At 63.7% G+C, this 12,496-nt stretch carries 7 protein-coding genes; 2 read left to right on the top strand and 5 right to left on the bottom strand.

Features of this window, described 5'->3' with window-relative positions; genetic code table 11:
* Window positions 1–3: 3 nt before the first annotated feature.
* From ACIP02_RS15355 to lysA, 4 genes are all read right to left on the bottom strand, one after another.
* Complete coding sequence (locus ACIP02_RS15355; RefSeq protein WP_400617614.1) at window positions 4–2,490, bottom strand: TonB-dependent siderophore receptor; 2,487 nt, start codon at window positions 2,488–2,490, stop codon at window positions 4–6.
* Between the two features lie 111 nt (window positions 2,491–2,601).
* Window positions 2,602–3,537 carry a FecR domain-containing protein gene (locus ACIP02_RS15350; RefSeq protein WP_400617613.1) on the bottom strand — a complete coding sequence of 312 codons (936 nt, stop codon included), beginning with the start codon at window positions 3,535–3,537 and terminating at the stop codon, window positions 2,602–2,604.
* 4 nt (window positions 3,538–3,541) lie between these two features.
* On the bottom strand, window positions 3,542–4,042 hold the full coding sequence (locus tag ACIP02_RS15345) for a sigma-70 family RNA polymerase sigma factor (protein WP_400617612.1): 501 nt from the start codon (window positions 4,040–4,042) through the stop codon (window positions 3,542–3,544).
* A gap of 234 nt (window positions 4,043–4,276) precedes the next feature.
* Complete coding sequence (lysA, locus tag ACIP02_RS15340) at window positions 4,277–5,509, bottom strand: diaminopimelate decarboxylase (RefSeq protein WP_400617611.1); 1,233 nt, start codon at window positions 5,507–5,509, stop codon at window positions 4,277–4,279.
* A 123-nt stretch (window positions 5,510–5,632) separates the two neighbouring features.
* Here lysA and ACIP02_RS15335 point away from each other — a divergent pair, with 123 nt between their 5' ends.
* Window positions 5,633–6,538, top strand: coding sequence for a LysR family transcriptional regulator (locus tag ACIP02_RS15335; protein WP_400617610.1), 906 nt, complete (start codon window positions 5,633–5,635; stop codon window positions 6,536–6,538).
* A gap of 247 nt (window positions 6,539–6,785) precedes the next feature.
* Here the strand turns inward: ACIP02_RS15335 and ACIP02_RS15330 are convergent, their stop codons facing one another.
* The gene (locus ACIP02_RS15330; RefSeq protein ID WP_108481445.1) at window positions 6,786–7,139 is read right to left on the bottom strand and encodes a hypothetical protein; all 354 of its coding nucleotides are present in this window, start codon (window positions 7,137–7,139) and stop codon (window positions 6,786–6,788) included.
* Between the two features lie 274 nt (window positions 7,140–7,413).
* On the opposite strand from ACIP02_RS15330, the gene ACIP02_RS15325 reads away from it, so the two are divergent.
* Entirely contained in the window at window positions 7,414–12,279 is a 4,866-nt protein-coding gene (locus ACIP02_RS15325) for an NAD-glutamate dehydrogenase (RefSeq protein WP_400617609.1), read from the top strand.
* The last annotated feature ends 217 nt before the right edge of the window (window positions 12,280–12,496 follow it).

Raw genomic sequence — 12,496 nt, 5'->3', positions numbered from 1 at the left:
TGTTTAGAACGCGCCCTGCAGCGTCACCATGAAGTTGCGCGGCTCGCCGTAGAAGTTGCCCCAGCCCGGCGCGCCGATGGTGGCGTAGTACTTTTTGTCGAACAGGTTGTTGCCGTTGACGGCAACGGTCCAGTTCGGGTCAAGCCGATATTGCACGCGGCCGTTCCACACGGTGTAGCCGGCTTGTTCGACACGGGTAGTGCCGGTGGTGCGGAAGTTTTCGCTCTGGCTGTTCAGGCCGGCACCCACGGTCCAGCGTTCAAGCGCGCCATCCAGCTGGTAATCACCCCACACCTTGAGCATGTGCCGCGGGATGAAGCTGGAGGTGAAGGTCAGCTCGGTGGGGTCGCTGTCCTCGATGGTCTTCAGGTACTTGGTCTGGGTGTAGGTGTACCCCGCCAGCAGTTGCAGGCGCTCGATCGGCGAGCCGCTGATCTCGGCCTCGAAGCCCTGTGCACGGACCTTGCCACTGTCGGTGTAGCAATAGCCGTCGCCTGACGGGCAGGTCTCGATGTAGTCACTTTCCGCACGGTGATTCTCGAGGGTGCGGAACAGGTTGAACGAGGTGTTCAGCGCGCCGCCCAACAGCTCGCCCTTGATGCCTATCTCGTAGTTGGCACCGGTCTTGGGCTGCAGCGGTTGCCGCTCGGCATTTACCTTGTCGCTCTGCGGCTGAAAGATGTCGGCGTAGCTGGCATAGGCGGTCCACTGGTCGTTCAGGTCGTACAGCACGGCGGCGAACGGCGTGACCTGGCCGTTTTCCTGGCTGCGGTTATTCACCCAGTAATCATAGAACTGGGTATAGGAGTCGCTCTTGTTGCGGTACCAGCTTACCCGTGCGCCCAGTACCAGGGTCAGCGGCTCTGCCAGTTTCAAACGCAGGTTGGCGTACGTGCCGTATTGGGTGGTGGTGGAGTCGGTTGGCACACTGCCACCGCGCGTCGGGTTGACCAGGTAATCGGCCTTGGACGGGTGTGGGAAGTTCGCAGTGGGGGCGAACGGGTCCTGCTTGCCGTCCAGCAGCATCAGCGCGAAGTAATCGTGGGTTTTCTGCCGGCTGGCGTTGGCACCGATGATCAGTTCGTGCTGCAGGCCAAACGCCTCGAACTTGCCATCGACATAGCTATCGAAGCCGTAGTCGTCCTGGTCGTAATCGAAACGGCCGGCACGGACGCTCATGCTGGCGGTACTGGCACCGACGGGTACCGCGCCTTCGGAGTACGCGTATTCGATGTCCTGGGTGTTGTGGGTGTAGATCGAGGCGAAATTCAGCGTCCAGTCATCATTGAACCGGTGCTTGAGGTCGGCATAGCCGGTAATACGCTGGCTTTGCAGGTCGTTCCAGCTGGCGCCCAGGCAGGGGGAGCGCGACAGTTTCAGGTCACTGCCATCGGCGTAGCGTGGCACGCCGGCGTAGCACGGTGTGGCATCGACATCCTCGTAAGCCAGGCCAAAGCCGAGGGTGGTGTCGTCGCTGACGTCCCAGTCGATGGCGCCGTACAGTATCTGGTCCTGGCGCTTGGCAACGTCATAGAAGTACTGGCGGTCCTGCAGGGCCGCCACTGCCCGGCCACGCACGGTCCCCGAATCGTTCAGCGGGCCGCCAACGTCGACCTGGCCGCGATAGTTGTCCCAGCTGCCGGCAGACAGGGTGACGGTTGTCGCGGCCTTGTCCTGGCCGCGCTTGCGCACGAAGTTGACGCCGCCGGCAGAGGAGCCGGAGCCCTTCATCATGCCGGCCGCCCCCTTGAGGATCTCGACCCGGTCATAGAACGCCATGTCGCTGGAAAAGCTGTTGGCCTGCACGTAGTTGCCGCCCACGTCCAGTGGCACGCCGTCGTACTGGTACTGGCCGTCGAGGTTGAAACCACGCGAATAGAAGTACTTTCCGCCCATGGGCGAGTCGTAAACGGTAATGCCCGGGGTTTTGTCCAGTACCTGTTCCAGCGTGTTGAGGTTCTGGTCGTCGAGCATCTTGCGGGTCATCACGGTGACCGACTGCGGGGTTTCCTTCAGCGTATGCACACCCTTGCCGATGGTCACTGCGCGAGCGGTATAGGACTGGGTGCCTTCGCTAGTCGCATCCAGCCGGTTGGCGTCGATGTTCAACGGTCCCAGTTCCATGGCCGTGCCATTGTCGGCAGGCACCAGCACATAACCGCCGTTGCCTTGGCGCTGCGCCTGCAAGCCACTGTTGCCCAGCAGCCGTACCAGCCCTTCCTCAATGCTGTAGCTGCCCTCCAGGCCATTGCTGGTCAGGTTGCGTGTCTGTGCGGTGTCGAACGAAATGGTCACGCCCGCCTGCACGCCGAACTGGGTGATGGCATTGCCCAATGGGCCAGCGGCGATATGGTAGGCGGTCTGGCTCTGCGCCATGGCCTGGGCAGGCATCAGCAGCGCGACCGGTGCGCTGGCCAGTGACATGCCGAACAGCACCAGGCGCACAGCCTGGCTCAGCGTGGTTGCAGGGGTGGGGTGCAGGTGGGGCATTACGTGATCCTTCCGAGTCATGGCAGAAAGTCGCTGTCGTCGCGGCTTGTGTCAGGGACGGACGAGAATCGAAATCAGCAAGATTTCACTGAAAGTTTTTTCAACGGGTGTTCAGGCAGGTTCCACGCTGACCCAGTAGCGGCTGAGATAACGCACCTTCACCGGCAGGGTTTTCGGCAGGTTGGCCAGGGCGATGTCGGTGTCGTCGATGCGAAACGCGCCGGAAATGCTCATGGCCTGGATCGACGAGGCGCAGCGCAGCACCCCTGGCCGGTAGCGCCCCAGCTCTTCGATGAAATCGCCCAGGCGCCAGTCGTTCACGCTCAGCATGCCTTGCAGCCACGCCGTGGAGTCGGCGGGCAGGGCATGGGGGCTGGTGAGGTCGTCGGGGCCGAAGCTCACCTGCTGCCCGCCTTGCAGTTGCAGCACCCGGTCCAGATGGCGTTGCGGACGCACCTCGACCGAGGCCTGCAGTACACCCACCCGCGTCTGCTGCGCCAGTTTGCGAATACTGAACGCGGTACTGCGGGCAAGGATGCTGCCATCGTCGGTGTGTACGATGAACGGGCGCTGCTGCCGGTCGCTGACCGGTTTCACCAGGATTTCCCCCTGGTACAACTGGATCGCCCGCACCTTGGCGTCATAGCGCACGTCTAGCGCGGTACCCACGTTCAGCTCCAGTTGCGAGCCGTCTGCCAATTGCAGGGTGCGCCGTTCGCCGGTGCCGGTACGTTGCTGGGCCAACAGCGCGTGGTAGGGCACCTGTTCAGCTGCCAGCCAGCCGCCGCCACCCATGGCCAGCAGCAGGCTCAGCACTTTCAGCACGTCACGGCGCTGTGCCTGGGCTGCCCCCAGGCTGGACAGCGCCGCCTGCGCCGGCACCATGGCCCATTGCTGCTGGAGTTTTTCCACGCGTGCCCAGGCGGCGGCATGTTGCGGGCTGGCCTGCAGCCACTGCTGCCAGGCCTGGGTGCGGGCGTCGTTGCTGGCGCCGTCGTTCAGTTGTACATACCAGGTCGCGGCGGCTTCGAGCGTCTTGAGTTCCATGTGCTCAGCCTTCGACTACCAGCAGGCAGCGGGTCATGGCCTTGATCAGGTGATTCTTCACGGTAGTGACCGACACGCCAAAGCGCTCAGCCGCTGCCCCGTAGGTCAGGCCTTCGAGTTGCACGGCCAGGAAGATGGCGCGGGTCTTGGCACCCAGTTCGTCGAGCAGGCTGTCTACTGCTACCAGCATTTCGATGATCGACAGGCGCACCTCGGGCGAGACTTCCACCGGCTCCGGACGCAGGGCCAGGGCCTGCAGGTAGGCCTGTTCGATGGTGCGACGGCGGCCCTTGTCGATCAGCAGCGAGCGGGCGATGGCGCTGAGGTAGCTGCGTGGCTCGCGGATCGGCAATTGATTACGGGCAGTCATCACCCGCAGGAAGGTGTCGTGGGCCAGGTCCGAGGCATCGGCGGCATTGCCCAGGCGGGCGCGCAGCCAACCCTTCAGCCAGCTGTTGTTCTCGCTGTACAGCTGGTGCAGGGCCTGGGAATCGAGCGTCGACATGGCGTCAAGACCGCATTATTAATGGGAATTGATCGCATTGTTATTGGGGGAGGATTCGATTGCAAGGGCCTTGCAGTGCCGACAGGGTTTACGCGGTCGTTGTAGGAGCGGCCTTGCGTCGCGAAAGGGCCGCAACGCGGCCCCGGCGATTGTGCATGGGTATGAAGACCGTGGGGGTGCTTCGCACCCCGATCGCGACGCAAGGCCGCTCCTACAGGGGATCGTGCATGCTTGTTAGAACCCTGCCTCCAGACCCAGCAAGTCCTGCACCGTCTGCCGCCGGCGGATCATGCGCAGGGCGCCATTCTCGATCAGGAACTCCGGCAGCAGCGGCCGGCTGTTGTAGTTCGAGGACATCGACGCGCCATAGGCGCCGGCGTCATGAATGACCAACAGGTCGCCCACTTGGGCCTGGGGCAGGTCTTGCGGAGTCAGCTCCTGGTCATCCTGGGTGAACACGTCACCCGACTCGCACAGCGGCCCGGCCACCACGGTCGGCTGGCGTGGGCGGTCCACCGGCTGGCCGTTGGCATCGAGCAGGGTCATGCCGTGGTAGGCACCGTACATGGCCGGGCGCATCAGGTCGTTGAAGCCAGCGTCGATCATGACGAAGGTATTGCGCCCCACCTGTTTCACTGCACGCACCTCGGCCACCAGGTAACCGGACTCGGCCACCAGGAAGCGGCCAGGTTCGATCTCCATGCGCACCGGGTGGCCGAGCATCGCTTCGATTTCCTTGCGTGCCACCGCCCAGGTCTGGGCATAGCGCTGCAGGTCGACCGGCTTGTCGGTGCTGCGGTACGGGGTAGATAGCCCGCCGCCGATGGAAAACGCCTCGATGTCCACGCCCAGGCGGCCGATCAGCTCGATCATCGAGCGGGCCACCTGCTCCAGGTGCTGGTAATCCACCCCGGAGCCGATGTGCATGTGCACGCCCACCAGGTGCAGGCCATGGGCCTTGATCACCGCCAGCGCTTCGTCCAGTTCTTCATGCCAGATGCCGTGCTTGCTGTTTTCGCCGCCGGTATTGGTCTTGCGGCTGTGGCCATGGCCGAAGCCCGGGTTGATGCGCACCCACACGCGGTGGCCCGGGGAACGCTCACCCAACTGGCGCAGCATGTCGATTGAGCCGGCGTTGACTTCGATCTGTTCTGCCACCACCCGCTCCAGGGTCGGCCGGTCCAGCGCATCGCAGGTCAGCACCACACCCGCCGGGTCGCCCGCGACGCTGGCACCGGCAGCGAAGGCCCGCTCCATTTCGCCCAGCGATACCGCGTCCAGCACCAGGCCGTGGCCACGCATAAGGCGCAGCACGTGCAGGTTGGGGTTGGCTTTCTGGGCGAAGCGTACGGTGTCGAACACCTTCAGCTGTGCCACGCGCTCAGCGATGGTGCTGGCATCGTAGGCCCACAGCGGCGAGCCGTGCTGGCGGACCGCCTCGGCCAGGAGGGTGAAGGTTGCAGTCATGGTGGCGCTTCTCATATCAGGAAGGCCCCCAGCATGAGGTAAAGCGTGAATTCATAAAAATAGCTATTTTTCTACCGGCTATTCATATCTGATATGGCTGTTGTCATCTCGCAGGTCTTTACAGTGAAACTCTCCATCCGCCATATCGAAGTGTTCCGCGCCATCATGGCGGCGGGCAGCGTCACCGGTGCAGCGCGCCTGCTGTTTACCTCGCAGCCCACCGTCAGCCGTGAACTGGCGCGGCTGGAGCAGGTGACCGGGCTGAACCTGTTCGAGCGCGAGGGTGGCCGCCTGGTGGCGACGGCCCAGGCGCTGCTGTTGATCGAGGAGGTCGAGCGCGCCTACGTCGGGCTGGAGCGGATCGACCGCTTTGCCCAGGCTATTCGCAATTTCGAGCAGGGCCGGCTGGCCATCACCTGCCTGCCGCTGTTCTCGCAAACGCTGTTGCCCAAGGCTTGCCAGCGCTTTCACCAGCAGCACCGGGGGGTGAGCGTGAGCATCCTGGCGCAGGAGTCGCCGTTGCTGGAGGAATCACTGGTGGCCCAGCAGCATGACCTGGGCCTGACCGAGGTCGAGCAGATACCGCGCGGTGCCTATGGCGAGTTGCTGTTCAGCGCCAACATGGTGTGCGTATTGCCCGCGCACCACCCGTTGCAGGCCAAGGCCGAGCTGGAGCTGAGCGATTTCCACGAGGTTGACTTCATCAACCTGGCCAGCCTGGACACCTACCGCCAGCGCCTGGACCAGCACTTTCGTGCCGCGGGGGTAAACCGCCGCACGGTGATCGAGACCACCAGTGCGGCGTCGGTGTGTGCGATGGTGCGCCAAGGCCTGGGGGTGGCGATCATCAACCCGCTGAGCGGGCTGGAGGCGGCGCAGGGCGGGCTGCCGATCCGCCGCTTGCGGGTGTCGGTGCCGTACCAGGTGATGCTGATCCGGCCGGACCATAGGCCGGCTTCGGCGGCGGTGGAGCCGTTTTGTGAGGCGTTGCGGGTGCAGGCCCAAGAAATGCAACAAGCGCTTGAGTGATCCTTGTGGGAGCAACTGTCTTTCATGATTCCTCTGGCCAGCACTGGCCCTTGTAGGAGCGGCCTTGCCGGGGCGCCGGACCGGTCGGATGAGCTGCGCAGCAGCCCCAGGGTTTGCGCACAGATGCATAAATTGCCGGGGCTGCTGCGCAGCCCATCGCGACGCAAGGCCGCTCCTACAGGTTCTGTGCCTTGAAGGTGATGCAGGCCAGGTGGGACCGTGTTCTCGCTATGCAGCGAGTGATAATTCAAAGCTCGCAGACAAAGGTTCCAGTTCCGGCCAGGATGTTCTCCAAGGTTTCCTTCACCTCATCCAGGTCACTCAGTTCGCTGGTCAGGTTGATCTCCAGCACCTCGTCGCCCTTCAGCGCATCACGGTCGCCGGCCGCCACTTCGATCAGCAGGCGCTTGGCACTCAAGGTCACTTTCAGCCCGTCCAGGGTCGACGGCTCGTCATCCAGGGTCAGGTCGACGGTGTCTTCGTCCGGGTAGCGGGTCAGCAGAAACATCTGACCCTTGTCGCTGTGGCAGCACAGGGTCGCCATGTTGTCTTCCTCGTCATCGCAAGGGGTGGCGAACAGCAGGGCAGTGTTGATTTGCATGATCAGGCTCGGATCAAAGGAAACGGAAGGGAATTCTGACAGTCTTGGCTACATGCATAAACGTAAAGTTACCGCCCCTTGACCGAAATTGTCGCAGCGCTGCAAGCCTTGATGACCGATCAGTCGTTAAGCTTCGCCCAGCCCTGGGCGTGCCTGCGCACGTTCAACGCCTGGTTTTTACCGTCCGCCTTGCCACGGGTTGGCTATCGTTGATCCGTACATGGCGCACGCAGCGACGCTTCAACTATTACAAAGCCCAAGCGGAGTACCACAGATGGCGTTCTTCACCGCAGCCAGCAAAGCCGACTTCCAGCATCAACTGCAAGCGGCCCTGGCGCAGCACATCAGCGAACAGTCCCTGCCACAAGTGGCGCTATTCGCCGAGCAGTTCTTCGGCATCATCTCTCTGGACGAACTCACCCAGCGCAGGCTTTCCGACCTGGCCGGCTGCACCCTGTCAGCCTGGCGCATCATCGAACGTTTCGACCCCGAAACCCCGCAAGTGCGGGTGTACAACCCCGATTACGAACGTAACGGCTGGCAGTCGACCCATTCGGTGGTCGAAGTGCTGCACCACGACCTGCCGTTCCTGGTCGATTCGGTACGCACCGAACTCAACCGCCGCGGCTACAGCATTCACACCCTGCAGACCACCGTGCTCAGCGTGCGCCGTGGCGCCAAGGGCGAGCTGCTGGAACTGCTGCCAAAAGGCAGCCAGGGCGAGGGCGTGCAGCATGAGTCACTGATGTACCTGGAAATCGACCGCTGCGCCAACGCCGCCGAGCTGACCGTGTTGGCCCGCGAGATCGAGCAGGTGCTGGCTGAGGTGCGGGTGGCGGTTGCCGACTTCGAGCCGATGAAGGCCAAGCTGCGTCAAGTGGTGGCCGAGGTGGAACAGACCGCCTTCGGCCCGGCGCAAAACGAGAAGGGCGAGGTCAAGGCCTTCCTGGAATGGCTGCTGGACAACCACTTCACCTTCCTGGGCTATGAAGAATTCACCGTCAAGGGCGACGCCTCCGGTGGCCAGATGGTCTACGACGAGCAGTCGTTCCTCGGCCTGCCGCGCCGCCTGCGGGTGGGCCTGACCGCCGAAGAGCTGCGCATCGAAGACTACGCCGTGGCCTACCTCAACGAGCCGCTGCTGCTGTCGTTCGCCAAGGCCGCGCTGCCTAGCCGCGTCCACCGCCCGGCCTACCCGGACTACGTGTCGATCCGCCAGCTGGACGCCGACGGCAAGGTCATCAAGGAGCACCGCTTCATGGGCCTGTACACCTCGTCGGTGTATGGCGAAAGCGTGCATGCCATTCCGTATATCCGCGTGAAAGTGGCCGAAGTGGAGCGCCGCTCGGGCTTCGACCCCAAGGCACACCTGGGCAAGGAACTGGCCCAGGTGTTGGAAGTGCTGCCGCGCGACGACCTGTTCCAGACGCCGATCGACGAACTGTTCACCACGGTCATGGCAATCGTGCAGATCCAGGAGCGCAACAAGATCCGTGTGTTCCTGCGCAAGGACCCGTACGGCCGCTTCTGCTACTGCCTGGCCTACGTGCCGCGGGAAATCTACTCCACCGAAGTGCGCCAGAAGATCCAGCAAGTGCTGATGGAGCGCCTGAAGGCCAGCGACTGCGAGTTCTGGACCTTCTTCTCGGAATCGGTACTGGCCCGTGTGCAGCTGATTCTGCGGGTCGACCCGAAGAACCGTATCGATATCGACCCGCAGCAACTGGAGCGCGAAGTCATCCAGGCGTGCCGCTCGTGGCATGACGACTACTCGGCGCTGGTGGTGGAGAACTTCGGCGAAGCCCAGGGCACCAACATCCTTGCCGACTTCCCCAAAGGCTTCCCGGCCGGTTACCGTGAGCGCTTTGCCGCGCACTCGGCGGTGGTCGACCTGCAGCATGTGTTGAACCTGACGGAACACAAGCCGCTGGCGATGAGTTTCTACCAGCCACTGACCCAGGTGGGCGAGCGCATCCTGCACTGCAAGCTGTACCACGCCGACACGCCGCTGGCGCTGTCCGACGTGCTGCCGATCCTGGAAAACCTCGGCCTGCGCGTGCTCGGTGAGTTCCCGTACCGCCTACGCCATGCCAGTGGCCGTGAATACTGGATCCACGACTTTGCCTTTACCTACAGCGAAGGCCTGAGCCTGGATATCCAGCAGCTCAACGACACCCTGCAGGACGCCTTTATCCACATCGTCCGGGGCGATGCCGAAAATGACGCCTTCAACCGCCTGGTGCTCACCGCTGGCCTGCCATGGCGCGACGTTGCCCTGCTGCGCGCCTACGCCCGTTACCTCAAGCAGATCCGCCTGGGCTTCGACCTCGGCTATATCGCCAGCACCCTGAACAACCACACCGACATTGCCCGCGAGCTGACCCGGTTGTTCAAGACCCGCTTCTACCTGGCGCGCAAGCTCACCCAGGACGACCTGGACGACAAGCAGCAGCGCCTGGAACAGGCTATCCTGACCGCGCTGGACGACGTGCAGGTGCTGAACGAAGACCGCATCCTGCGCCGCTACCTGGACCTGATCAAGGCCACCCTGCGTACCAACTTCTACCAGCCGGACGCCAACGGCCAGAACAAATCGTACTTCAGCTTCAAGTTCAACCCCAAGCTGATCCCCGAGCTGCCCAAGCCGGTACCCAAGTTCGAGATTTTCGTCTACTCGCCACGGGTCGAGGGCGTGCACCTGCGCTTCGGCAATGTTGCCCGCGGCGGCCTGCGCTGGTCCGACCGCGAAGAAGACTTCCGCACCGAAGTGCTCGGTCTGGTCAAGGCCCAGCAGGTGAAGAACTCGGTGATCGTGCCAGTCGGCGCCAAGGGCGGCTTCCTGCCGCGTCGCTTGCCGCTGGGCGGCGGGCGTGACGAGATCGCCGCCGAAGGCGTGGCGTGCTACCGCATCTTCATTTCCGGCCTGCTCGACATCACCGACAACCTCAAGGACGGTGGCGTGGTGCCGCCGGCCAACGTGGTGCGCCACGACGATGACGACCCGTACCTGGTGGTGGCGGCCGACAAGGGCACCGCGACCTTCTCCGACATCGCCAACGGCATTGCCATCGACTACGGCTTCTGGCTGGGCGACGCCTTTGCCTCGGGCGGTTCGGCCGGTTACGACCACAAGAAGATGGGCATTACCGCCCGCGGCGCCTGGGTGGGCGTGCAACGCCACTTCCGCGAGCGCGGCATCAACGTGCAGCAAGACCCGATCACGGTCATTGGTGTCGGCGACATGGCCGGCGACGTGTTCGGCAACGGCTTGCTGATGTCCGACAAGCTGCAACTGGTGGCGGCGTTCAACCACCTGCACATCTTCATCGACCCCAACCCCGAGCCTGCCTCCAGCTTTGCCGAGCGCAAGCGCCTGTTCGACCTGCCGCGCTCGGCCTGGAGCGACTACGACACCAGCATCATGTCCGAAGGCGGCGGGATCTTCCCGCGCAGTGCCAAGAGCATCGCCATCAGCCCGCAGATGAAAGAACGCTTCGCCATCGAAGCCGACCGCCTGACCCCGACCGAGCTGCTGAATGCGCTGCTCAAGGCCCCGGTAGACCTGCTGTGGAACGGCGGCATCGGTACCTACGTCAAGGCCAGCACCGAAAGCCACGCCGATGTCGGCGACAAGGCCAACGATGCGCTGCGGGTCAACGGCAACGAACTGCGCTGCAAGGTGGTCGGCGAGGGCGGCAACCTGGGCATGACCCAGCTTGGCCGGGTGGAGTTCGGCCTCAACGGCGGCGCCACCAACACCGACTTCATCGACAACGCCGGCGGCGTGGACTGCTCCGACCACGAGGTCAACATCAAGATCCTGCTCAACGAAGTGGTGCAGGGTGGCGACATGACCGAAAAGCAGCGCAACCAGCTGCTCGGTAGCATGACCGATGAAGTGGCCGGCCTGGTGCTGGGCAACAACTACAAGCAGACCCAGGCGCTGTCGCTGGCCGCCCGCCGTGCCCGCGAGCGGATTGCCGAGTACAAGCGCCTGATGGCCGACCTGGAGGCACGCGGCAAGCTGGACCGCGCCATCGAGTTCCTGCCGTCCGAAGAGCAATTGGCAGAACGCCTGGCTGCCGGCCAGGGTCTGACCCGTGCCGAGCTGTCGGTGCTGATCTCGTACAGCAAGATCGACCTCAAGGAGCAGTTGCTCAAATCGTTGGTACCGGACGACGACTACCTGACCCGCGACATGGAAACCGCCTTCCCGCCGTCGCTGGTCAGCAAGTTCGCCGAGGCCATGCGCCGCCACCGCCTGAAGCGCGAAATCGTCAGCACCCAGATCGCCAACGACCTGGTCAACAACATGGGCATCACCTTCGTCCAGCGCCTGAAAGAGTCGACTGGCATGAGCCCGGCCAATGTGGCCGGGGCCTACGTGATCGTGCGTGACATTTTCCACCTGCCACACTGGTTCCGCCAGATCGAGGCGCTCGACTACCAGGTGCCGGCCGAAATCCAGCTGACCCTGATGGACGAGCTGATGCGCCTGGGCCGCCGGGCTACCCGTTGGTTCTTGCGTAGCCGGCGCAACGAGCAGGATGCCGGGCGTGACACCGCGCACTTCGGGCCGAAGATCGCGCAACTGGGGCTCAAGCTGGACGAACTGCTCGAAGGGCCGACCCGCGAACGCTGGATGGTGCGCTACCAGGGCTTCGTCGAGGCCGGTGTGCCGGAGTTGCTGGCGCGCATGGTTGCCGGCACCAGCCACCTGTATACCCTGCTACCGATCATCGAAGCAGCCGACGTGACCGGGCATGAGCCGGCGCAGGTGGCCAAGGCGTTCTTCGCCGTGGGCAGCGCGCTGGACCTGACCTGGTACCTGCAGGAAATCAGCAACCTGCCGGTGGAGAACAACTGGCAGGCACTGGCCCGCGAGGCGTTCCGCGACGACATCGACCTGCAGCAGCGGGCTATCACCATCTCGGTCTTGCAGATGGCCGATGCCCCGGATGACATGGACGCCCGTGTGGCACTGTGGGCCGAGCAGCACCGGGTGATGGTGGAGCGCTGGCGCGCCATGCTCGACGACCTGCGCAACGCCACCGGCACCGACTATGCGATGTACGCGGTGGCCAACCGCGAGCTGGTCGACCTGGCCATGAGCGGGCAGGCGGCAGTGGTGCCGTCCTGAGGCGTGTAGTGAGGTAAAAGAAAGCCCCGGCAGCGATGCCGGGGCTTTGTTTTGGGGCTTGCGCAATCCCTGTAGGAGCGGCCTTGTGTCGCGAAAGGGCTGCAAAGCAGCCCCGGCGATATGTGCGGCGTAGCTGAAATCATGGGGGCGCTACGCACCCCTTTCGCGACGCAAGGCCGCTCCCACAGGGCCTGTGCAGGCTTCAAGGGTTGTACAG

The sequence above is a fragment of the Pseudomonas sp. NPDC089408 genome (assembly GCF_044749445.1).
Classification (GTDB): domain Bacteria; phylum Pseudomonadota; class Gammaproteobacteria; order Pseudomonadales; family Pseudomonadaceae; genus Aquipseudomonas.
This window is presented reverse-complemented; position numbering and strand designations above follow the sequence as displayed.

Coding starts and splice junctions, on each gene's coding strand:
- ACIP02_RS15345 (WP_400617612.1), bottom strand. CDS start 4,042: ATGTCGACGCTCGATTCCCAGGCCCTGCACCAGCTGTACAGCGAGAAC.
- ACIP02_RS15325 (WP_400617609.1), top strand. CDS start 7,414: ATGGCGTTCTTCACCGCAGCCAGCAAAGCCGACTTCCAGCATCAACTG.
- ACIP02_RS15350 (WP_400617613.1), bottom strand. CDS start 3,537: ATGGAACTCAAGACGCTCGAAGCCGCCGCGACCTGGTATGTACAACTG.
- lysA (WP_400617611.1), bottom strand. CDS start 5,509: ATGACTGCAACCTTCACCCTCCTGGCCGAGGCGGTCCGCCAGCACGGC.
- ACIP02_RS15355 (WP_400617614.1), bottom strand. CDS start 2,490: ATGCCCCACCTGCACCCCACCCCTGCAACCACGCTGAGCCAGGCTGTG.
- ACIP02_RS15330 (WP_108481445.1), bottom strand. CDS start 7,139: ATGCAAATCAACACTGCCCTGCTGTTCGCCACCCCTTGCGATGACGAG.